Genomic DNA, 20,548 nt, shown 5'->3' with positions numbered 1-20,548 from the left:
GCGGGATCGCCGCCGCGGATCACCCGTTCGCCGCAGCGCGGGGCCGGGTCCTGTGATGATCGGCCAGGCGTTCAGTCCCGACCGGGTGGTGCGGACTCGTGGGCGGGCTCGGTGACTTCGTACTCCGGGCCGTCCTGCGGCCCCTTCTCCTCCTCGTGCTCGGGCGGCGGACCGCCCTCGCCGGTCATCCGCGACTCCGGCGTCTCGACCGGGACGGTCGGGTCCGCCGGTGCGTGCTCCTTCTGGCCGCTCATGCTGCTCACCTCCTCGTGGACCGCGAACCATGCGGATGCGGCGGACTCCCCCACGGCGACACTCCGATCCGGCGGCCGCCCTGGGGCGGCCGCCGGATGCCGGGTCAGTGCTTGCCCGCGTCCTTGATCTTCTCGGCGGCCTGCTTCAGGTCGCCCTTCGCCTGTTCGGCCCGGCCCTTGGCTTCCATCGGGCGGTCGCCCATGGACTTGCCGGCGGCCTCCTTGGCCTTGCCGCGGGCCTTCTCGGCCATGTTGCGAATCTTGTCGGACGTACCCATGCCGTGCACTCCCTTCGCTGTCGGGGCGGGGGCCGCCCCACGCGGCGCCTGCCCGGCTCGCGCGATTCCATGCGCCGTCGCGGTGAACCCGCCGTCCGGCGGCGCGGCGTGCGGTGCGGCCACCGCCGGTCACCGTCCCCGGGCCCGTGCGCCGGCCGCGGCGGCGCCGAGCAGGGCCGCGCCCCCGGCCGCGAGCAGGCCGTGGTGCTGGGAGGCCCACAGCTGCGCGCTGCGCTCGCGGGCCTCGGCGTCGAACCGCCCGTGGGCGCCGTGGTCCTCGGAGCCGTCGCCGGGCGCCCACAGGTTGACCGGGGCCCCGGCCGGGCGCGGCCGCTCGTCCTGCTGGGCGTCGATGCCGTTGCGGGCGAGGTAGCGGTCGAGCAGCCCGGGGGCCACCGCGTTGGCGACCAGGGTGACGGCGGTGCTGGCGCCCACCCAGTACTCCCGGCGCCCGGGGTGGTCGGCGGCGTACCGGACGGCGCGGGCGGCGAGCTCGGGCTGGTGGACCGGCGGGACGGGACGGGCCCGGCCGCGAAGCCGGTTGAGCACCCAGTCGAACTGCGGGGTGTTGACGGCGGGCAGTTGGACCATCGTCACCCGCACCCCCGAGCCGGTCGCGAGCAGTTCGCAGCGCAGCGCCTCGTGCCAGCCCTGGAGGGCGTGCTTGGCGCCGCTGTAGGCGGTCTGCAGCGGGATGCCCCGGTACGCGATGGCCGAGCCGACCTGCACGATCGTGCCGCGGTCGCGCGGCAGCATCCGGCGCAGCGCGGCGCGGGTGGCGTTGACGTACCCGAGGTAGGTGACTTCGGTGACCCGCCGGAACTCCTCCGCGCTGATCTCCGTGAACGGCGCGAAGACCGAGACGAAGGCGTCGTTGACCCAGACGTCGATCGGCCCGAACTCCGCCTCGGCCCGCTCTGCGACGGCCTCGCACGCCTGCGGGTCGGCGACGTCCGCGGCGATGGTGCGCACCGGGGAGCCGGCCGCCCGGGCCTCCGCTGCCGCGGCGCGCAGCCCGGCGGTTCCGCGGGCGACGAGCACGAGGCGGTTGCCCCGGGTGGCGAAGGCCCGGGCGCACGCCCGGCCGACGCCGGCGGTGGCGCCGGTGATGACCACCGTGCGGGGCCCGGAACGCGCGCTCGTCGTCGTCATGTCGGGCGTCTTGCCGGGCCGGTGGCGCCGAAACGTCAGGGTCGGTCGTCCGGCGGGTCTTCCCCGCCGGGGGCCGCGGGCGGCGACGTGCACCGCCCGTTGTTGCGGTGCAGGTGCCGGATCGGCAGGAGGAACCAGCAGGAGACGAACCAGAGCATGACGGATCCGGCGATCCAGCCCGAGGCCGTGGAACCGGTCGCCACACGAAGCAGGAGCAGGAGGGCGGAGCCGATGGTGAGCGCCAGCAGGAGCAGGCCCATCGTCACCAACCGTGCGGCGGCATCGACCAGTTGGGGCTTGAGGCGGTGTCCGGCGAAGATCCGGTGATAGGCGACCGGCGCGGTGAGCGTACCCGTGGCGAGGGCGCCGAGGGCGACGGTGACCACGTACAGGCCCCGGTCGAATCCGCCCAGCTGCGTGAAACGGGGCATGAAGACCACGCTCAGCAGGAAGCCGAACAGCACCTGAGAACCGGTCTGGGCGACGCGCACCTCCTGGAGCAGGTCGGTCCAGCGACGGTCGGCCCGTTCGTCGGCCGATTCCCGCCGTCCGGCCCGCGGTGTGTGGCCGCGTCCGGTCCGTCCTGTGCGCGCTGGCGTCATCGGGGCACTCCTCCTGGATCGACGCAGGAACCCGGACCGCGGGCCGCCGACCAGGTCTGCGCTGCTGCCGTCCCACGCGTGTAGCCGTGCCCGGGGCGGGCAAACGTGCCGTGCGCCGCAGGCGCTCTTCGCGCCGGTGCGGACGTTTCCGGATCGCCGGAGCGGAAAGCCGCGCCTGCGGGGGAGACCCGCGTGACGGACGTGAAGGAGGAGCACCGTGTCCCCGAAGGTTTCCGATCACATCCTGGAACGGCTGCGCGACTGGAACGTCGAGCACGTCTTCGGTTATCCGGGCGACGGCATCAACGGGCTGCTCTCGGCCTGGGGCCGGGCCGAGAACCGGCCGGTGTTCGTCCAGGCCAGGCACGAGGAGATGGCCGCGTTCGAGGCGGTCGGCTACGCGAAGTTCTCCGGGCGCACCGGCGTGTGCGTGGCGACGTCCGGCCCGGGCGCGATCCACCTGCTGAACGGACTGTACGACGCGAAGCTCGATCACGTGCCGGTGGTCGCCCTGGTGGGGCAGACGAGCCGCAGCGCCATGGGCGGCTCCTACCAGCAGGAGGTGGACCTGCTCAGCCTCTTCAAGGACGTCGCCGCCGACTACTGCCAGATGGTGACCGTCCCCGAGCAACTGCCCAACGTGCTCGACCGGGCGGTGCGCACCGCCGCCGCACGGCGCACGGTGACCGCCGTCATCGTGCCCGCCGACGTCCAGGAGCTCGACTACAGCCCGCCGGAGCACGCGTTCAAGATGGTGCCGTCCAGCCTCGGCAATCCGCACTGGACGGTCGTGCCCGAACAGGACGACCTGCGCCGGGCCGCCGACGTGCTCAACTCCGGCCGCAAGGTCGCGATGCTCGTCGGCCAGGGCGCCCGCGACGCCCGGCGGCAGGTGCAGGAGACCGCCGAACTGCTCGGCGCCGGCGTCGCGAAGGCGCTGCTCGGCAAGGACGCGCTGCCCGACGTCCTGCCGTACGTCACCGGGGCGATCGGCCTGCTGGGCACCCGCCCCTCCTACGAGCTGATGCGGGACTGCGACACCCTGTTCACGATCGGGTCCAGCTTCCCGTACACCCAGTTCCTGCCCGATTTCGGCAAGGCCAGGGCCGTGCAGATCGACCTCGACCCCTTCATGGTCGGGCTCCGCTACCCGTACGAGGTCAACCTGGTGGGCGACGCGGCCCGCACCCTCGACGCGCTGCTGCCGCTGCTGGTCCGCAAGGAGGACCGCGGCTGGCAGCGCACCGTGTGCGACAACACCGAGCGCTGGTGGGAGGTGATGGAGCGACGGGCCGCGGTCGAGGCCGATCCGATCAACCCCGAGTACGCGATCCACGAGCTCGACCACCTGCTGCCCGACGACGCCATGGTCACCTCCGACTCCGGCTCCGCCGCCAACTGGTACGCCCGCCACCTGCGCTTCCACGGCACCATGCGCGGTTCGCTGTCCGGCACGCTCGCCACCATGGGCCCGGGCGTGCCCTACGCGATCGGCGCCAAGTTCGCCCACCCGGACCGGCCGGCGATCGCCCTGGTCGGCGACGGCGCGATGCAGATGAACGGCCTCGCCGAACTGATCACGATCGCCAAGTACTGGCAGCAGTGGCAGGACCCGCGGCTGGTGGTGGCGGTGCTCAACAACCGCGACCTCAACCAGGTCACCTGGGAGATGCGGGCCATGGCCGGCGAGCCGAGCTTCCTGCCCTCCCAGGAACTGCCCGACGTCGACTACGCGGCCTTCGCCCGCACCCTGGGCCTGCGCGCCGAGCGGGCGAACGCCCCGGGCGAGGTGCCGGACGGCTGGCGGCACGCCCTCGCCGCCGACCGCCCGTTCGTCCTGGAGCTGCGCACCGACCCGGCGGTGCCGCCGATCCCGCCGCACGCGACCTGGGACCAGATCCAGGCCGCCGCCGAGTCCGTCCTGCGGGGCGACAGCGACCGCGTCGCGATGGTCCGCCAGGGGTTCAAGGCCAAGCTGCAGGAGCTCCTGCCCTCCTTCGGAGGCCGGCATGGGCGCCGTTGACCTCGCGCTGCGCAACGTGCGCTCCGGGCGCTTCCAGCGCTCGCTCGCCCTGGCCACCGCCGCCGGTTCGGTCGTCACGGCGGCCGAGATCTACCTCGAGCACGACCGGGCCGGCTTCGGCAACCGCGTGATGTGGTGGCCGGTGTGGCTCGGGCCGGTCGGCGCGGTGGCCGGGGTGGCCGGTGCGCTCAGCCCGCGGGCCGCGCACACGATGCTCCCCGTCGCCTCCGCCGCGATCGCCGCCAACGGCGTCCAGGGCACCTGGCTGCACGCCCGGGGCATCGCGGAGAAGCCGGGCGGCTGGGCGATGGCCCGCTACAACGTCGAGATGGGGCCGCCGCTGTTCGCACCGCTGCTGATGAGCATGGTCGGAGGGATGGGCCTGGTCGCCGCGGTACTGCGCCGGGAGTCCCGCGATGCCTGAACCGCGCTTCCCCGGCTTCGACGTGCTCGCCCAATCCCGGTACTGGGACCGCGAGACGGCGGCCGTGGTGCTGGCCCGCACCGGGCCGCAGCCGCCGCTGAGGTTCTTCACCCCCGGCGAGGAGGCGACCGCCCGCGCCCTGCTGGACCAACTGCTCGACCACCCCGACCCGCCGCTGCTGCGGACGATCGACGCCCGGCTCGCCGAGCTGGAGACCGACGGCTGGCACTACACCGACATGCCGAGGGACGACGAGGCCTGGCGCCGCTCCCTGCACGCCCTGGACACGGACGCGGACGGCCCGTTCGCGGCGCTCACCGAGGTGCGGCAGCGGGCCCTGGTCGGTCGCGTCGCGGACCTGGACGGCGAACGCTGGCACGGCCTGCCCGCGAAGCACGTGTGGAGCCTGTGGACCAGGTACGCGTGCACCGCCTTCTACTCCCACCCCACCGCCTGGAACGAGATCGGCTTCGGCGGCCCCGCCCACCCACGCGGTTACCTGCGCCTGGGCATCGGCCTGCGCGAACCCTGGGAGGTCGCCGACGCCCGCAACCGCCCGCCCCGGCCGCCCGACCACCAGCCGGTGCGCCCGCTGCCGCCCGCCACCGACCCCGGCCGCCACTCCCGGCTGCGCGCCGCCGCCGAGACCGTCCGGGCCAACGCCGCCGCCGAACGGGAAGTCCGGCGCACCAACGCCTCCGCCTGGCTGCTGCCCCGCGACGGGCGCGGCTTCGACCACACCCTGCTGCGCGACATGCGGCGCTACGACGACGCGGACGAGGTGGACCTGCTGATCGTCGGCTGCGGCGCCGGCGGCGCCACCCTGGCCCAGCGGACGGCCCGCCGGGGCTGGCGCGTCGTGGTGCTGGAGGCCGGGCCCTTCTGGGACCCGCTCACCGACTGGGTCAGCGACGAGGCCGGCTCGCACCACCTGTACTGGACCGAGCCCCGGGTCATCTCCGGCACCGATCCCGTCCCGCTCGGCTCGAACAACTCCGGCCGGGGCGTGGGCGGTTCGATGGTCCACTTCGCCGGCTACGCACCCCGGTTCCACCCCTCCGACTTCCGCACCCACAGCCTCGACGGCGTCGGTGCCGACTGGCCGATCGACTACTCGGACCTGCGCGACTCCTATCGGCGCCTGGAGCTGGAACTCCCGGTCGCCGGCCAGTACTGGCCCTGGGGCGAGCCGCACCCCTACCCGCACCCGCCGCACCCGGTCGGCGGCAACGGCGAGGTCTTCCTGCGCGGCGCCGCCGCCCTCGGCATCCAGGCCCGGGTCGGCCCCGTCGCCATCACCAACGGCCGCTTCGGCCGCCGCCCGCACTGCGTCTACCGGGGCTTCTGCCTCCAGGGCTGCAAGGTCAACGCCAAGGCCTCTCCGCTGATCACCCACGTCCCGGACGCCCTCGTCCACGGTGCCGAGATCCGCGCCGACTGCATGGCCGCCGCCGTCGAACTCGACGCCGCCGGACTCGCCCGCGGCGTCCGGTACTTCCACCACGGCCGCGAACACCTTCAGCGGGCCCGAACGGTGGCTGTCGCCGGCTACGCCATCGAGACCCCGCGCCTGCTGCTCAACTCCGCCTGCCCACGCTTCCCCGAGGGCTTGTGCAACAACCACGACCTGGTCGGGCGCTACGTCATGATGCAGGGCGCCCCGCAGACCTCCGGCCGGTTCGACGAGGAGATCCGCGCCTACAAGGCCCCGCCGCCGGAGGTCTCCACGGAGCAGTACTACGAGACCGGCGCCGACCGGCCCTACCGGCGCGGCTTCACCATCCAGAACATCTCCCCGCTGCCCATCACCTGGGCCGAGCACGTCGTCGCCCAGGGCCACTGGGGCGCCGACCTGCGGACCTACCTCGGCGACTACGTCCACTGGGCCACCCTCGGCGCGATGGCCGAGCTGCTGCCCCAACCGGACAACCGGGTCACCCTCGCCGCCGAGACCGACCGGCACGGCCTGCCCGTCGCCGAGTTCGCCTTCTCCCAGTGCGACAACGACCGGATGCTGATCCGCGCCGCCCGCACGGTCATGGAGGACATCCTGCGCGCCGCCGGCGCGAGCGAGGTCATCACCATCGACCGCTACGCCCACCTCGTCGGCGGCTGCCGGATGGCCGACCACCCCTTCGCCGGCGTGGTCGACCACCGGCTGCGGACCTTCGCCGTGCCCAATCTGCTCATCACCGACGGCAGCGTCCTGCCGACCCAGGGCAGCGCCAACCCCGCGCTCACCATCATGGCCCTGGTCGACCGCGCGGCCGGCCTGCTCGCCGCGGGGGAGCGCTCCGGACTGCGAGCACCGGGATGAACGAGATCGAGCGGATCGGCGTCCGCGTCTACACCGTCCCCACCGACGCCCCGGAGGCGGACGGCACGATCGCCTGGGACCACACCACGCTCGTCCTCACGGAGGCCCGCAGCGGCCCGTACACCGGCATCGGCTGGACCTACGGCGCGCCGGCCACCGCCGCCGTCATCCGGGACGAACTGACCCCGCTGCTCACCGGCCGGGACCCGCACGACACCAGCGGAGCCCAGGACGCCATGAACCGGGCCGTCCGGAACACCGGCCGCCCCGGGCTGGTCGCCGGCGCGATCTCGGCCGTCGACCTCGCCCTGTGGGACCTGCGAGGCCACCTGCTCGGCCTGCCGCTGGTCCGGCTCCTCGGCGCGGCCGCCCGGCCCGTCCGCGTGTACGGCAGCGGCGGCTTCACCACCTACTCCGCCGCTCAGCAGGAACGGCAACTGCGCGGCTGGACCGGGGAACAGGGCATCCCCCGCGTCAAGATGAAGATCGGTGAGTCGTGGGGCACCCGCGAGCGCCGCGACCTCGAACGCGTCCGAGCCGCCCGCGCCACCGTCGGCGACCGCACCGAGCTCTACACCGACGCCAACGGCGGCTACCACCGCAAGCAGGCCGTCCGCCTCGGCCACGCCCTGGCCGACGAGGGCGTCACCTGGTTCGAGGAACCCGTCTCCTCGGACGACCTCACGGGCCTGCGAACCGTCCGCGACGCCGTCACCCCCGACGTCACCGCGGGGGAGTACGGCTACGACCTCGCCTACTTCGCCCGCATGATCCCCACCGTCGACTGCCTCCAGGCCGACGCCACCCGCTGCGGCGGCCTCACCGCCTGGCTGCGCGTCGCGGCCCTCGCCGAAGCCCACGGCCTCGACGTCTCCGCCCACTGCGCCCCCCACCTGCACGCCCACGTCGCCGCGGCCGTCCCCAACTGCCGCCACCTGGAATGGTTCCACGACCACGTCCGGATCGAGCGGCTGCTCTTCGACGGCACCCTCGACCCCACCGGCGGCACCGTCACCCCAGGCGCGGACGGCACCCCCGGCCACGGGCTGCGCCTCGCGCCCGCCCGAGCCGCCGAGTACCGCACCGCCTGAGACCCGGAAGGAAGAGCCATGAAGACCGCAGCGGCACTCTTCGACGTCGACGGGACCCTGCTCGACACCGCCTACCTGCACGCCCTGAGCTGGTGGGAGGCGCTGCGCCAGTACGACCGGTCGGTCCCCGCCGCGCGTGTCCACCGGGCCGTCGGGATGGGCGGGGACCAACTGCTCGACCACCTCCTCGGGGAGCACCGCGACCACGGGGACGACGAGGCGATCACCGCCGCCCACGACGCCCTCTACGCCAGCCACTGGCCGGTCATCGCACCGCTGCCCGGCGCCCCCGACCTCCTGCGCGCCTGCGCCGCACGCGGCTGGCGGATCGTCCTGGCCAGCTCCGCCTCCGCGCGCGAACTCGCGGTGCTGCGCCGTGCCCTGGGCGCCGACGACGTCATCGAAGCGGCCACCTGCGCCGACGACGTGGCCGCGACGAAACCCGCGCCGGACCTCGTCCACGCGGCGCTGGAGCGCGCGGGCGCCGACCCCGCGGACGCGGTGTTCGTCGGCGACACCGTGTGGGACGTCGCCGCCGCGGGCCGTGCCGGGGTGCCGTGCGTGGCCGTCGAGAGCGGCGGCTTCTCCGCCCAGGAGCTCCTCGGCTGCGGCGCCGCCGAGGTGCACCGCGACACCGCCGAGCTGCTGGCGGACCTGGACGCCGGCCTGCTGGCCCGGCTCCCGGCCTGACGGCCGTCTGCGCGCCCGCCCGGTCAGTGGCCGGACACCAGGGTGGCGGCGGATTCCAGCAGCAGCGCGTGGACGAAGGACTGGGGCAGGTTGCCGCGCAGCTGGCGCTGGGCGACGTCGAACTCCTCCGCGTACAGGCCGGCCGGGCCGCAGGCCGCGCGGTTGCGTTCGAACCAGCGCACCGCCTCCACCTCGTCGTGCTGCTGGTGCTCGGCGAGGGCCATGACGAAGCCGCACAGCAGGAACGCGCCCTCGGCGTCCTCCAGGGGCCGCCGGTCGTGGCGGAACCGGTACAGGTAATGGTCCTGCCCGAGGTCCCGCCGGACGGCCCGTAGGGTGGCGGTGGTGCGGGGGTCGTCGGCCGGCAAAGCGCCGCGCAGGGCCGGCAGCAGGAGGGCCGCGTCCACACCGCTCCGGCCGGGTGAGCGCTGCCAGCGGCCGTCCGGGTGCAGGCAGTCGGCGCAGGTCTCGGCGACGATCAGGTCCGCCAGCGCCTCCCAGCGAGCCGCGCGTCCTCCGCCGGTGCCGGGGGCGGCGGCGATCGCGCGCAGGCCGGCGGCGCAGATCAGGCGGCTGTGCGCCCAGCGGTCGGCGTCCAGCTCCCAGATTCCGGCGTCCGGCTCCCGGTGGCGGGCGGCGATCGCGTCGGCGGCGGTGAGCGCGGCGAGCCGCCCGTCGACGTCCAGCCGGTCGCGACGGGCAGCCGCGGCGAGCAGGAGCAGGCTCTCGCCGAAGACGTCGAGCTGGAACTGGCGGTTGACGTGGTTGCCGACCACGTCGAAGCCGCCCGGGTAACCGGGCAGGTCCAGTGTGCGCTGGTCCGGGACGGTCGACCCGGTGGCGGTGTAGGCGGGCGCGAGCGCGGGGCCGTCGTCCAGCAGACGGGCGGTGACGAACCGTACGGAGCCGTCCAGCAGCTCGTGCACGCCGGCGGCCGCGGCGGCCTGACCGATGTACGCCTGGTCGCGCACCCACACGTAACGGTAGTCGTAGTTGCGGCCCTGCTCGGCCCGCTCGGGCAGGCTCGTGGTGGCGGCGGCCACCGTACCGCCGCCGGGTCCGGTCAGCCCGCTCAGCACGGCGTGGGCGTGACGGGCGTCCCGCTGCCCGATGACGCCGACCGGGTCGGGCACGCGGGCGGCCCAGGCGGCCTCGGTCGACCGCCACAGGGAGTCGGCGGGATCCGGCGCCGAGAGGGGCCGGTCGGAGATCTCCACGACGAGGTCCCGCCGCCCGCCGGCCTCCAGGAACACCGCGGTGTGCAGGGAGGCGCCGTCCGGCCGGGCGTCCGGGGCACCGGTCAGGCGTACGTGCAGGCCGCCGGTGCGGCCCGTCCAGGCCCCCCGTTCGTCGCGGTGCAGCTCGCACAGCGGGTGGGCTCCGAAGCCGGCCGCCGGGCGCAGGCGGACGTCCACCCGGGCGTCGCCGTGGACGGCCTCGATCCGGCGCAGCAAGGCGGCGCGGTGCCGGTCGCCCGGGTGGGCCAGGGCCTCGCGGCACTCGACGATCCCGCCCGTGGTGATCCAGCGGCTGCGCCAGACCAGGCTGCCCGGCTCGTAGTAACCGCCCCGGACGAAGGGGCCGTCCGGGGTGACGGTGTACCAGCCGGCGCCGCCGATCAGTGCGGCGAACACGGCGTCGTCCTCCCAGGCGGGGGCGCACATCCACACGATGTCGCCGCAGGGGCCGAGGAGGGCGCCGCGGTGGCCGTCGGCGAGCAGGGCGTAGTCGCGCAGGGCGTGCGGGGCGGGCGCGGTGCTGTCGGGCGTGCTCAACGGCCCACCTCCTGCCGCATGTCGGCCATCACCCGGTCATTCCAGCCGCGGCAGGACCCGCTCACGGTAGAAGTCGAAGAACCCTTCCTGCTCCTGGCCGATCTGGCCGACGTACACCTCGTCGAACCCGGCGTCGACGTAGCCGCGCAACCGGTCGGCGTGCTCGCGCGGATCGTCGCCGCAGGTGACCGAGCCGGCCACCATCTCCTCCGTGACCAGCTCGGTGGCCTGCTCGAAGTGCCGCGGCGTGGGCAGGACCTGGGCGAGTTCGCCGGGCAGCAGTTCGCTCGGCCAGAGCCGGTGGACGGTCTTGACCGCCCGGGCCCGGTCCTGCGACCAGCACACCTTCACGCCGCCGAGCACCGGTCCGGAACCGCCCGCGGCCCGGTAGCGGCCGGTGAGGTCGGTGTCCGGGCTCATCGTGACCAGCCCGTCCGCGAACTCGGCCGCCGCCTCGGCGGCCTTGGGGCCGAACGCCGAGACGTACACCGGCAGCCGCCCGTCCCGCGGCGGCGTGTAGAGCCGGGCGTTCTCGACGGTGTAGTGCGCGCCCTGGTGGCTGACGAGCCCGCCGGTGAACAGCTCGCGCATCACCGCGACGGCTTCTTCCAGCATCTGCGCCCGGACGCCGAACGGCGGCCACCGGTCGCCCAGCACGTGCTCGTTCAGGGCCTCGCCGGTGCCCACGCCGAGCCGCAGCCCGCCCACCAGCTGCACGTCCGCGGTCGCCGCCGCCTGGGCGACGACGGCAGGGTGGATCCGGACGGTCGGGCAGGTCACCAGTGTGGTCACCGGGAGCCGGGTGACCTGCGAGAGCGCGCCGATCACACCCCACACGAACGGGCTGCTGCCCTGGGCGTCGTTCCACGGATGGTAGTGGTCGGAGATCGCCAGCCGGGTGAAACCGGCCCGCTCCGCCCACCGGGCCTGCTCGACCAGCTGGGCGGGGGTGAACTCCTCGCAGGACAGGAAGTAGCCGAACGCGGTCATGGCAGCCTCGCTTCGTCGGTCCGCCGCTCTCCTTCGTCGCAGCGGCTTACCGGGCCGGGCGTCGTGAAACCTCGTCGCCGTTTGCCGGGCCCGGCACCGGGTAGCCGGACGGGTCCCGAAGCACCGACCACGGAGGTGGCCACCATGGACGCGCGCGAAGCCGGCGGTACGGCCGGAGCCGTCCGCACACCCGACCGGCCCGATGTCGGCGGACCGGCGTGCTCCCGCCCGTCGGGCGCACCGGACGACGAGAGCAGGGAGCAGGGCGATGCGGAGACCTACGCCGTCCTCGGTGAGGACTGAGCAGGTGGCTTCGGGCGACCCCGGGGTGTTCGCACGGTCCTCGCGCGCCGCCCGGCGGCCGGCCCACCACCGGCCCGGCCGCCGCTGGCCTGGGGTCGGCCACGGCGCCCGGGCCGCCCGCTATCCGGCCCAGGCCTCCGGGTGCGAGCGGTGAGCGCGAGCGCGATGGGAGGTGCCAGGCGGCGATGTGTGACGAGAAGGCGCTGGGCGGAGTGCTGGCGCGGGCCCTGGCCCGTTCCCGGGCGAGCGGGCCGGGTGACCTGCCCGGCGCGGTGCGGGACGCGGCCCGTGAGCTGGGCGGGGCGGGGGCACGGGTGTTCCTGGCCGACGTCCAGCAACGGCACCTCGTGCCGCTGGCGGACCCGGAGGCCGGCGCCCCGGGCGATCGCCTCGACATCGGGACCACGCTCGCGGGACGCGCCTACCGGCTGCGGCGCACCCAGATCTCGGCCGGGCCGCCCGCCGTCGGCTGGTTCCCCCTGATCGACGGGATCGAGCGGATCGGCGTGCTGCGCGTGGAGACCGGGACGCCGGAGCCGGACCCGGCCGGCTGCTGGGAGTCCCTGGCGGCGCTCGTCGCCCTGCTCGTGGTCTCCGGGTCCGCGTACAGCGACGTCATCGTCCGCACGACTCGCGACCGGCCGATGAGCCTGCAGGCCGAACTCCTGTGGGCCTTCCTGCCGCCGCGCACCATCGGCACCCGCGACGTCACCTCCAGTGCGGTCCTCGAACCCGCCTATGAGGTCGGCGGCGACGCCTTCGACCACTCCGTGGCGGGCGGACGCCTCCACCTGTCCGTGTTCGACGCCATGGGGCACGACCTCGCCTCCGGCGGAGCCAGCTCGGTCGCGCTCGCGGCCTGCCGCAGCACCCGCCGGGCCGGCGGCGACCTGGCGGCCATCGCGCGGGCCATCGACCGCGCACTGGGCCGCTGGATCCCCGACCGGCTGCTCACCGCCGTCGTGGCCGACCTGGACGCGGCCACCGGCGAACTCTCCTGGATCAACTGCGGCCACCCGACCCCGCTGCTCATCCGCGGCCGGCACGTCGTCGCTGAGGCCCTGCGACGGCGCGCCGAACTCCCGCTCGGACTCGGGTTCCACGACCGCGGCCCGCAACCCGTGCACCACATCAGGCTCCAGCCCGGCGACCGCGTCCTGGTCTACACGGACGGGGTCACCGACGCCCGCTCCTCCAGCGGGGAGACCTTCGGGGAGGAGCGCCTGACCGACACCATCGTCCGGCACATGGCGAGCGGCGAGCCCGCCCCCGAGGCCCTGCGTCACCTGATCCACGCCCTGCTCGCCCACCAGGACCACCGCCTGCGCGACGACGCCACGATCGCCCTCGCCGAGTGGCACCCGGACGGCGGAGGGTGACGGCGCCCGGGCTCAGGCCCTGGAGCCGTTGCGGCGACAGGCCCTAGCCTGGAAGAGGAACCAGGTGGAGAAGGTGATCCGGATGAAGGACTTCTCCGAGTTCAACGGCTGGACGGTCGTTCCACTCTTCGGTGACGTCGACGATTTCGCCGCTCCCGAGCTGCGGAAGCTGTTCGACGCGTTGGTGGACGGCAGCGCGCCCCGACTCGTCGTCGACCTGACCGCGGTCGGCTTCGTCGACTCGACCGGCCTCAACGCCCTGCTCGGCGCCGCCCGCCGGGTGCGGGAAGCGCACGGCGCGCTGCGGCTGGCGGGCGCCGTGCCACGGGTGCGGGACGTCGTGGAGCTGAGCGGCGTGACGGCGGTGCTGCCGCTCTACCCGGACGTGGCGGCGGCCTGTGTCTGAGCACCGGACCAGCGAAGGAACCGCCAGGGCCGACGACACGACCGTGCTGCTGGCGGCGGTGGACCGGCTGCGTGCCGAGGCGGAGGGACTGCGCCGGGCGATGCGCACCCGGGGCGTGATCGAGCAGGCGAAGGGCATGCTCACCGAACGCCTGGGCTGTACGCCGGACGAGGCCTTCGGCCACCTGATCCGACTCTCGCAGGACTCCAACCGCAGGGTCGCGGACATCGCCGCCGAGCTGGTGGGTCTCGCGGCTCCGATCGGCGACGTCGCCGCGGACGCGTCGCTCCGGGACGCCGTCGACGAGTTCGTCCGGCCCGTCCCGTACCCGGCCGCCCATCCGCCCGTTCCCGCGCCCCCGGGCGCCACCCGGCCGGCCCCCGGTCCAGGCCTGGCCGGCCGGTACCACCTGGCCGTCTCCGCACTGGCGGGCGCGCAGACGCCGAAGGAACTGGCACAGCTGCTCCACGAGGTGGCCGTGGCACCGCTCGGCGTCGTCGCCGTCGTCCTGGGCCTGCTGGAGCCGGACGGCGCCCTCGCGCTGATCGGCAGCCACGGCGTGGAACCGCACCGGATCAGCCAGTGGCGGCGCATCCCGCCGGAGACCGGGGTCCCGCTGGCCGCCGCCGCACACGGAGGCGGCATGGTCTGGGAGTTCGACGCGGACGACGCCGGCGGCCGCTCGCCCGAGACGGGCCGGATCGTCCCCGGCCGGACGGCCTGCGCGGTGCCGCTGCGCAACGGCGACCGGATCGTCGGGGCGATGAGTCTCGGCTGGGACGGCCCGCCCGAGCGGGCCCGCGCGGCCACCCGGTACCTCGACGCGCTGTCCGGGCTGGTGGCGGGGCACCTGCTGCGCGTCGCGGCGGCGGGCGGCGGGGAGCCCGGACTGGTGGTCCCGGGCGGCGAGTACTGGTTCCGCGGTGTGCTGGACGCGATGTTCGAACCCGTCCTCGTGCTGTCCGTGGTCCGCGAGGGCGGCCGCGAGGGAGCGGTCACCGACCTTCGCGTCAGGTACGCGAACGCCGCGGCCGGAACCGCTCCGATGCTCGGACGGCGCCTCACCGAGATCCTCCCCGGGCTCGTCGCCACCGGCGGCTTCGCCCGGATCCTCGACGCCGCTGAGACCAGTGCCCGCCACGAGGACCGGATCCGGGACTTCACGAGGCCGGGCGACTCCACCGACGCGGGGGAGTCCCTCATCCTGCGCGCGGTTCCGTTCCTCGACGGTCTGCTGCTCACCTGGCGGCCGCCGGGCGGCGCCGAGCCCGTGGTCGGGATCGGCGACACCCAGCGGCTGGCCGGCGTCGGCAGCTTCACCTGGTCGCCCGGCACGGCGGGCCTGCGGCTGTCGACGGAGGCGAGGCGGCTGCTCGGCCTCGACCCGGACCGGCCGGGCCCGGCCACCGCGGTCGAGACACTGGCGTGCGTCGACCGAGCCGACCGCCCCGCTGTGCGGGCCTTCGCCGGGCTGCTGCTGGGCGGGCGGCACCCGGGCCCGGTGGACGTCGCGGTCGGGCCGCCCGGGGCGAGGGAGCGGACGCTGCGGATCAGCGCGGAGGCGATCCCCGATCCGGCCACCGGACGCGTGCGGGAAGTCCGGGGCGTCCTCCAGGACGTGACCGAGCGGCATCGCACCGAGCAGGCCCTGGCCGGAGTCCGGACCAGGCTCGCCGAGCAGCAGCGCCGGACCGCCGCCGAACACCGCACCGCGCGGGCCCTGCAGAACGCGCTGATGGCCGCCCCGGACGAGCCGGATCCGCCGCTCGCCGACTTCGACCACGCGGCCCGCTACCTGCCCGCCGGGGACCGCCGCCGGGTGGGCGGCGACTGGTACGAACTCACCGCGCTGCAGGACGGCACGGTGCTGCTGGCCGTCGGCGACGTCAGCGGGCACGGCCTGACGGCCGCCGTGGCCATGTCCGAACTGCGCTACGCCCTGCGCGGCCTGTGCGGCACGGGCGACGGCCCGGGCACCGGGCTCACCCGGCTGAATTCGCTGCTCTGCCACCGCGGGAGCCGCCGGATCGCCAGCGTGCTGTGCGGCCTGCTCGACCCGGCCGCCCGGACGCTCACCTGGAGCGCGGCCGGCCACGAGCCCCCGGCCGTCGTCCGGGACGGCGCCGCCGCCCTGGCGGACGGGCCCACCGGCACCGTCCTCGGCGCCCTGCCGGAGAGCCGCTACCGCGACACCGTCCAGCCGCTGCGGCCCGGCGACTCCGTCCTGCTCTGGACGGACGGCCTGCTCAACCGGCGCGACGCCGGCACCGGCCGTCCGGGCCGCCTCCTGCGCGCCGCCGAGGAGTGCGTCGCAGCCGGCCTCGCCGAACTGCTCGACCACATCGCCGCCCGCCTCGGCGGCCCCAACCCCGCGGACGACAGCTGCCTCCTCGCCGTCCGCCTCCGTCCCGGGCGGTAGCCGGCCGTAGCCGCGCGAATCGGCGCGTTAGTGTCCGCCCGGACGGGGAACCCGCGTCGGCGGACCTGGGGGCGGGTACGCGAGGAGGCAGGACGCGATGGACGGGTGGCAAGGGCGCAGGTCGGCCGGGGCCGAGCGGGAAGCCCGGTGTGAGCGCGGGCTCGACTCGCTGGTGAGCGGGCTCGTGTTCAGGCTGCGCAGCCGGGCTTGGGAGCTCTCGCGGGGTGTGCGGCCCCGGACGGTGATCGTCCTCGTGCTGCTGTCCCTGGGCCTGCTGGTGGCCGGCCTGCGGAGCGCCTCGGCGTCCGTCGCCTGGGCGTTCGCCGGCTGCTGGGCCCTGGCGCTCGCGATCGCCTTCGCGGTGCTGTGCGCGTGCGCCGGGGACGACGGGCGCGGACGGTGACGGCCGGTCAGGCTGCCCCGGGCGGCCGCACCTCAGGGAGCCGGAGGGAGTGTCCCTGCCCGGGCGGGCTGCCGGACGGTGCGCCGTCGGACGGTGCGACGCGGTGCGTGTGCCGGGCGCGGATCCGGGTACACGCGAGTCGCCGGACGGAGTTCGGAGACGGCCCGGGCACCTATACTGCGGTGATCACGGCCGCGGTGATCACGCCGCGGCGCGAGCCGCTGTGGCGGCGCACGGGAGTCCCGACCGCGACGACCGTCGCTCACCCGCCCGGGTGCGGCGGGGAGACGACAGAAGAACGAGGCACGGAGATGGCCGATCTGACGCGAATCGCGCAGATCATGGCCGAGGCCGTCAACGGCCCGGGCCACCCCTCCCTGCCCGAGCGGCTCTGCACGGCCTGTGTCGAAGCCCTGGCCGTGGAAGCCGCCTCGATCACCCTGATGGCCGACACCGGCCACCGCGCCGGGGTGTGGGCCAGCGACGGGAGGGCCCGGCGGATGGAGGAACGGCAGTTCAGCCTGGGCGAGGGCCCCGGCGTGGACGCCTTCCGGGCCCGGACCCCGGTGGCGGTCGCCGATCTGCTGGCGTCCCATGAGGTGCGCTGGCCGGTCCTGGTGGCCGACCTCGCCTCGGCCAACTCCGACCACCGAGGGCTGCGCAGCATCTACGCCGCACCGCTCCATCTGGGTTCCGCCAGCATCGGCGTCCTGAGTCTCTACCGGTCGGCCCCGGGCATTCCCGGAGCCGAGGAGGTCGCCGACATCAGGGTCGCCGCGACCAGCGTCACGCTCGCGATCGTCGGCTCCTTCATGAAGCCGTCCGGTGAGGTGCCCGTCCAGCCGTGGCTCGACGACCCGCCGCTGAACGGTGTGGAAGTGGACCAGGCGGTCGGCATGATCATGGTGCAGCTGAGGGTGTCCGCCGAGGAGGCCCTCGACCGGCTGCGTGCGCACGCCTTCACCCACGACCGTGAGATCGACGAGGTCGCGCACGAGATCGTGCTCCGGCGGCTGCGGTTCACCGAGGAGGACCGATGACGGATGACCGACTGGCGGGTGGGGGCGTAGCCTGGCCCCGAAGGGAAGTGGAGACGGTCATGACGCGCGAGGCCCGGGTGAACGAGGCGTTCGCCGGGCTCACCGGGACGCTGGTCGGCCCCGGCTACGACACCGTCGAGTTCCTGCACCGGCTCACCGAGGTCTGCACGGCACTCAGCGGGACGGCCGGTACCGGTCTCGTCGTCGCGGACCGCCGGGGCGACCTGCGCGACATCGCCTACTCCAACGACCGGGTCCGCCGGCTGGAGGCGCTGCAGATCGCCGCGGGCGAGGGGCCCTGCCTGGACTGCCACCGCACCGGCCGCGAGGTCGTCGAACGCGATCTCGACCGCGCCCGGGCCCGCTGGCCCCGCTTCGTTCAGCAGGCCCTCGACCTCGGGTTCCGCTCGGTGCGCGCGGTGCCGCTGCGCCTGGACGGCCGGGTCGTCGGTGCGCTCAACGTCTTCGACGTCCACGCCGGGGTCGAGCCCGGCCAGGACGGTGCGGACATCGTCCAGCCGCTCGCCGACCTCGCCGTGATCGCCCTGCTCCAGCAGCGGTACGGGCGAGCGCAGACGGCGGCCGAGGAGATCGGCGCCGCGCTGGTGGACCGCACCGCCGTCGAGCGGGCGAAGGGCGTCCTCGCCGAGGCCGGAGGCCTGGACATGGACAGCGCCTTCGAGGTGCTGCGCGTCCACGCCCGCCGCAGCGGCAGGGGAGTGGCCGACGCGGCCCGCGCCCTGGTGGACGGGCACCTGGACCCGGCCACGGTGCTGGCCGGCTGACCGCTCTCGGCACGCCTCCGGAGGTGCCCATGCCCATGGTGGATGTCGCCGCGCTCGGCCGACTGGTCGCGGAGTACGACACGCTCTCCGCTTCACGATCACCTGAAGCCGAGCGGAGACTGCAGGATGTCTGCTACACGATCGCCGTCTACACGGGGGAGACCGACCACCCCCGTGCCGTTCGCCGGGCCAGGGCCCTGATCGGCCCGCACAGTCGGGAGCGGACCGGTCCCCGCCCGGCGACCGGTGAGCCGCGTGCCACCCGTGGCCACGGCCCCTTGCTGGCCGAGCTCGGCGAGCTCGCGGCCCGGGAACAGGGGCGCGCCCGGTCCTTCCCCACCCTCCGCGACGTCCTCCAGCTGTCCGTGGTCACCGTCCCGGACTGCGTGGGCGCCGCGGTCAGCACCTGGCACGACGACGGCTCGGTGGACGTGCTGACCGCGAGCTCCCCGCAGCTGCTGGCCCTCGAACGGGCCCAGGGCGAGGCGGGGGCCGGACCGCTGCCGCGGCTGCGCCACCAGGGCGAGGGGCAGGTCGTCGTCCGGCTCGACTCCGGCCGCCCCGGGCGATTCGCCGACCGCGCCCGGCGCTGCGGGGTGCGGGCGGTGGTGGCGGCGCATCTGCGCACCCACCCGCACGGGTGCACGGCCCTCAGCGTCTACCTGCGGTCAGCTGCGGAACCCGGCACGCCCGCCTCCGGGCTGGTCACGGTCCTCGCCCTCCAGGCGTCGATGGCCCTCGACCGCTCCGGCCTGGCCCGTGCGGTGGCCGACCTGTTCGACCGCCGGCACTCCACCGGCGTGGCCATCGGCATCACGATGGAGCGGTTCGGCGTGACCGCGGACGCGGCCCTGACGGTCCTCGCGAGGGCGGCCCAGCTCCTGGGGACCGACCTCGATCAGGTGGCCCGCCGGGTCGCCGCCGAGGGGCGGCCGGTTCCGGCGGGTGCGGATCGCGGCGGTCCGGCGCGCCGGTGACACCGGTGTCCGCGGCCCGGCGGGGGAAGCACCCCGGGGCCGGTGCGGCTGGGTTGGCCCCGGGGCCAGCGGGTAGGCGCGCCCCATGGAGGACATCGGCCCGCCGACGGACGACCGGTCCGGCGGCATTCCCGAGCTCGACCTGTGCGACCTGTGCGGCCAGGCCGTCGATGACGACGACCTGCTCGGCGCACTCGTACCGGACTCGTCCGCCCTGCACGTCAGCGACCCGGCCCTGGACGGCAAGCGGGTGCTGACCGCCTGCAACCTCGACCACCTGGCCAGCCTGATCGAGCAGTACCGCCGCCGTCCCTTCATCCCGGAGGAGCAGTGGGCCGGCAAGGTCTGCCGGGTACTCGCCGAGTACGACGACGAACCCGTCCCGCTCAGCGAGGTGGCCGAACTGAGCGGCCTGTCCGTGCAGCAGGCCGAGCAGGGTGTCGCGTGGCACAACGCCAGGGCCCGTGAGTGGCGGGCCCGGTACGGGAAGCCGGGGGACGACTGACGGCGGCGGGGAACGGGTGCGTCCGGGGGGCGTGAAGCTCGTGGGGGGCTTCAGTGCCGCAGGCTTCAGTGCCGCAGCAGGAGGTCGGCCGCCTCGACCGGTCCGGCCACCGCGCGGCACGTGGTCAGGAGGCAGGGCGGACACGGTGCGCCGGGCCGGAAGGGCGCCTCCGGCACGCGGATGGCGTGCGCTCCGGCCGTGAGGGCGGCGGCGACGACGGCGTCGCTGGAGCCGACCACCGTGAGGCGGGCGGGCGGCAGGCCGAGTGCCCGGCCGGCGGCGGTCACCAGGGCGGGCGCCGGCATGTGGCAGGGGCAGCCGTCGTGCGGCCCGTGCGGGCAGACCGCCCACGCGTCGAACGGGCCCAGCAGCTCCTCGGCGCGGGCCTGGACGGCCTCCACCTGGCTCCGGCCGATCAGCCCGCGTGCGACACCGGGCTGGTTGGTCAGCACGCCGAGCGCGAATCCCGCCTCGCGCAGCGCCATGAGTGCGGCCCGGATCCCGGCCATGGGGAGCACCAGCGCGGGATCGCCGTTGCAGGAGACGTCCTGGAGCAGCGTGCCGTCCCGGCCGAACAGCACGGCGTCCATCGGCCCGTCAGCCGCCTTGCGGCCCGGGCGGGTGAACAACCATGGTGCGGACGGGTCGGTCCGGGTGGTGGTGGCCGGACGGGGCCGCGGGAAGGTCGGTACGGGTTCTCCGAGGTACGCCATACTCCTACGGGTTGCCGCCGGG

General features: G+C 75.1%; 21 protein-coding genes. 14 read left to right on the top strand and 7 right to left on the bottom strand.

What is annotated here, in order from left to right:
• Positions 1-71 precede the first annotated feature (71 nt).
• From ACPC54_RS20925 to ACPC54_RS20910, 4 genes are all read right to left on the bottom strand, one after another.
• On the bottom strand, positions 72-254 hold the full coding sequence (locus tag ACPC54_RS20925; protein ID WP_498966650.1) for a hypothetical protein: 183 nt from the start codon (positions 252-254) through the stop codon (positions 72-74).
• Positions 255-358: 104 nt separating this feature from the next.
• The gene (locus ACPC54_RS20920) at positions 359-532 is read right to left on the bottom strand and encodes a CsbD family protein (RefSeq protein ID WP_498966649.1); all 174 of its coding nucleotides are present in this window, start codon (positions 530-532) and stop codon (positions 359-361) included.
• A 129-nt stretch (positions 533-661) separates the two neighbouring features.
• A complete protein-coding gene (locus ACPC54_RS20915; RefSeq protein ID WP_498966647.1) occupies positions 662-1,684 on the bottom strand; it encodes an SDR family oxidoreductase in 1,023 nt (340 codons plus the stop codon).
• A gap of 35 nt (positions 1,685-1,719) precedes the next feature.
• Positions 1,720-2,286 carry a DUF6328 family protein gene (locus ACPC54_RS20910; protein ID WP_498966646.1) on the bottom strand — a complete coding sequence of 189 codons (567 nt, stop codon included), beginning with the start codon at positions 2,284-2,286 and terminating at the stop codon, positions 1,720-1,722.
• A gap of 217 nt (positions 2,287-2,503) precedes the next feature.
• On the opposite strand from ACPC54_RS20910, the gene ACPC54_RS20905 reads away from it, so the two are divergent.
• The 5 genes from ACPC54_RS20905 to ACPC54_RS20885 are packed head-to-tail and all read left to right on the top strand — an operon-like array spanning position 2,504 to position 8,831.
• The gene (locus ACPC54_RS20905; RefSeq protein ID WP_498966644.1) at positions 2,504-4,309 is read left to right on the top strand and encodes a thiamine pyrophosphate-requiring protein; all 1,806 of its coding nucleotides are present in this window, start codon (positions 2,504-2,506) and stop codon (positions 4,307-4,309) included.
• The gene (locus tag ACPC54_RS20900) at positions 4,296-4,733 is read left to right on the top strand and encodes a hypothetical protein (RefSeq protein ID WP_498966643.1); all 438 of its coding nucleotides are present in this window, start codon (positions 4,296-4,298) and stop codon (positions 4,731-4,733) included. The genes ACPC54_RS20905 and ACPC54_RS20900 overlap by 14 nt, the downstream gene beginning before the upstream one ends.
• Positions 4,726-7,050, top strand: a complete 2,325-nt coding sequence (locus ACPC54_RS20895; protein ID WP_498966641.1) for a GMC family oxidoreductase — start codon at positions 4,726-4,728, stop codon at positions 7,048-7,050. The genes ACPC54_RS20900 and ACPC54_RS20895 overlap by 8 nt, the downstream gene beginning before the upstream one ends.
• Positions 7,047-8,141 (top strand): enolase C-terminal domain-like protein, encoded by a 1,095-nt coding sequence (locus ACPC54_RS20890; RefSeq protein ID WP_498966640.1) that lies wholly within the window; start codon positions 7,047-7,049, stop codon positions 8,139-8,141. The genes ACPC54_RS20895 and ACPC54_RS20890 overlap by 4 nt, the downstream gene beginning before the upstream one ends.
• 18 nt (positions 8,142-8,159) lie before the next feature.
• Complete coding sequence (locus tag ACPC54_RS20885; protein ID WP_498966639.1) at positions 8,160-8,831, top strand: HAD family hydrolase; 672 nt, start codon at positions 8,160-8,162, stop codon at positions 8,829-8,831.
• Between the two features lie 23 nt (positions 8,832-8,854).
• Here ACPC54_RS20885 and ACPC54_RS20880 read toward each other — a convergent pair whose 3' ends face one another.
• On the bottom strand, positions 8,855-10,606 hold the full coding sequence (locus tag ACPC54_RS20880; RefSeq protein ID WP_498966638.1) for a glycoside hydrolase family 15 protein: 1,752 nt from the start codon (positions 10,604-10,606) through the stop codon (positions 8,855-8,857).
• A 36-nt stretch (positions 10,607-10,642) separates the two neighbouring features.
• Positions 10,643-11,596, bottom strand: coding sequence for a TIGR03557 family F420-dependent LLM class oxidoreductase (locus tag ACPC54_RS20875; RefSeq protein ID WP_498966636.1), 954 nt, complete (start codon positions 11,594-11,596; stop codon positions 10,643-10,645).
• Between the two features lie 144 nt (positions 11,597-11,740).
• Between ACPC54_RS20875 and ACPC54_RS20870 the strand changes: the two genes are divergently transcribed.
• The 9 genes from ACPC54_RS20870 to ACPC54_RS20830 all read left to right on the top strand — a co-directional run bounded on the left by ACPC54_RS20870 (position 11,741) and on the right by ACPC54_RS20830 (position 19,813).
• A complete protein-coding gene (locus ACPC54_RS20870; RefSeq protein WP_498966635.1) occupies positions 11,741-11,899 on the top strand; it encodes a hypothetical protein in 159 nt (52 codons plus the stop codon).
• Positions 11,900-12,084: 185 nt separating this feature from the next.
• Positions 12,085-13,278, top strand: coding sequence for a PP2C family protein-serine/threonine phosphatase (locus tag ACPC54_RS20865; RefSeq protein WP_498966633.1), 1,194 nt, complete (start codon positions 12,085-12,087; stop codon positions 13,276-13,278).
• Between the two features lie 64 nt (positions 13,279-13,342).
• Positions 13,343-13,684, top strand: a complete 342-nt coding sequence (locus ACPC54_RS20860) for an STAS domain-containing protein (protein WP_498966631.1) — start codon at positions 13,343-13,345, stop codon at positions 13,682-13,684.
• Positions 13,677-16,103 carry a SpoIIE family protein phosphatase gene (locus ACPC54_RS20855; RefSeq protein ID WP_498966629.1) on the top strand — a complete coding sequence of 809 codons (2,427 nt, stop codon included), beginning with the start codon at positions 13,677-13,679 and terminating at the stop codon, positions 16,101-16,103. The genes ACPC54_RS20860 and ACPC54_RS20855 overlap by 8 nt, the downstream gene beginning before the upstream one ends.
• 97 nt (positions 16,104-16,200) lie before the next feature.
• Positions 16,201-16,506, top strand: a complete 306-nt coding sequence (locus ACPC54_RS20850) for a hypothetical protein (protein WP_498966628.1) — start codon at positions 16,201-16,203, stop codon at positions 16,504-16,506.
• 311 nt (positions 16,507-16,817) lie between these two features.
• Positions 16,818-17,546 (top strand): ANTAR domain-containing protein, encoded by a 729-nt coding sequence (locus ACPC54_RS20845; protein ID WP_498966626.1) that lies wholly within the window; start codon positions 16,818-16,820, stop codon positions 17,544-17,546.
• 59 nt (positions 17,547-17,605) lie between these two features.
• A complete protein-coding gene (locus tag ACPC54_RS20840) occupies positions 17,606-18,331 on the top strand; it encodes an ANTAR domain-containing protein (protein WP_498966625.1) in 726 nt (241 codons plus the stop codon).
• A gap of 29 nt (positions 18,332-18,360) precedes the next feature.
• The gene (locus ACPC54_RS20835; RefSeq protein WP_498966623.1) at positions 18,361-19,308 is read left to right on the top strand and encodes a DUF5133 domain-containing protein; all 948 of its coding nucleotides are present in this window, start codon (positions 18,361-18,363) and stop codon (positions 19,306-19,308) included.
• A gap of 85 nt (positions 19,309-19,393) precedes the next feature.
• Positions 19,394-19,813 carry a hypothetical protein gene (locus tag ACPC54_RS20830; protein WP_498966622.1) on the top strand — a complete coding sequence of 140 codons (420 nt, stop codon included), beginning with the start codon at positions 19,394-19,396 and terminating at the stop codon, positions 19,811-19,813.
• A gap of 65 nt (positions 19,814-19,878) precedes the next feature.
• Here ACPC54_RS20830 and ACPC54_RS20825 read toward each other — a convergent pair whose 3' ends face one another.
• A complete protein-coding gene (locus tag ACPC54_RS20825; protein ID WP_498966621.1) occupies positions 19,879-20,526 on the bottom strand; it encodes an HAD-IIIA family hydrolase in 648 nt (215 codons plus the stop codon).
• Positions 20,527-20,548 lie beyond the last annotated feature (22 nt).

The organism is Kitasatospora sp. NPDC094028, assembly GCF_049543595.1.
Lineage (GTDB): Bacteria > Actinomycetota > Actinomycetes > Streptomycetales > Streptomycetaceae > Kitasatospora.
The sequence above is the reverse complement of the archived record's forward strand: the minus strand, read 5'-3'. Positions and strand labels throughout refer to the sequence as shown.

What these genes read in the sequence shown, in the direction of transcription:
- ACPC54_RS20925 (WP_498966650.1), bottom strand. Translation starts at nt 254, where the DNA reads ATGAGCGGCCAGAAGGAGCACGCACCGGCGGACCCGACCGTCCCGGTC.
- ACPC54_RS20920 (WP_498966649.1), bottom strand. Translation starts at nt 532, where the DNA reads ATGGGTACGTCCGACAAGATTCGCAACATGGCCGAGAAGGCCCGCGGC.
- ACPC54_RS20915 (WP_498966647.1), bottom strand. Translation starts at nt 1,684, where the DNA reads ATGACGACGACGAGCGCGCGTTCCGGGCCCCGCACGGTGGTCATCACC.
- ACPC54_RS20910 (WP_498966646.1), bottom strand. Translation starts at nt 2,286, where the DNA reads ATGACGCCAGCGCGCACAGGACGGACCGGACGCGGCCACACACCGCGG.
- ACPC54_RS20900 (WP_498966643.1), top strand. Translation starts at nt 4,296, where the DNA reads ATGGGCGCCGTTGACCTCGCGCTGCGCAACGTGCGCTCCGGGCGCTTC.
- ACPC54_RS20895 (WP_498966641.1), top strand. Translation starts at nt 4,726, where the DNA reads ATGCCTGAACCGCGCTTCCCCGGCTTCGACGTGCTCGCCCAATCCCGG.
- ACPC54_RS20890 (WP_498966640.1), top strand. Translation starts at nt 7,047, where the DNA reads ATGAACGAGATCGAGCGGATCGGCGTCCGCGTCTACACCGTCCCCACC.
- ACPC54_RS20885 (WP_498966639.1), top strand. Translation starts at nt 8,160, where the DNA reads ATGAAGACCGCAGCGGCACTCTTCGACGTCGACGGGACCCTGCTCGAC.
- ACPC54_RS20875 (WP_498966636.1), bottom strand. Translation starts at nt 11,596, where the DNA reads ATGACCGCGTTCGGCTACTTCCTGTCCTGCGAGGAGTTCACCCCCGCC.
- ACPC54_RS20870 (WP_498966635.1), top strand. Translation starts at nt 11,741, where the DNA reads ATGGACGCGCGCGAAGCCGGCGGTACGGCCGGAGCCGTCCGCACACCC.
- ACPC54_RS20865 (WP_498966633.1), top strand. Translation starts at nt 12,085, where the DNA reads ATGTGTGACGAGAAGGCGCTGGGCGGAGTGCTGGCGCGGGCCCTGGCC.
- ACPC54_RS20850 (WP_498966628.1), top strand. Translation starts at nt 16,201, where the DNA reads ATGGACGGGTGGCAAGGGCGCAGGTCGGCCGGGGCCGAGCGGGAAGCC.
- ACPC54_RS20845 (WP_498966626.1), top strand. Translation starts at nt 16,818, where the DNA reads ATGGCCGATCTGACGCGAATCGCGCAGATCATGGCCGAGGCCGTCAAC.
- ACPC54_RS20840 (WP_498966625.1), top strand. Translation starts at nt 17,606, where the DNA reads ATGACGCGCGAGGCCCGGGTGAACGAGGCGTTCGCCGGGCTCACCGGG.
- ACPC54_RS20835 (WP_498966623.1), top strand. Translation starts at nt 18,361, where the DNA reads ATGCCCATGGTGGATGTCGCCGCGCTCGGCCGACTGGTCGCGGAGTAC.
- ACPC54_RS20830 (WP_498966622.1), top strand. Translation starts at nt 19,394, where the DNA reads ATGGAGGACATCGGCCCGCCGACGGACGACCGGTCCGGCGGCATTCCC.
- ACPC54_RS20825 (WP_498966621.1), bottom strand. Translation starts at nt 20,526, where the DNA reads ATGGCGTACCTCGGAGAACCCGTACCGACCTTCCCGCGGCCCCGTCCG.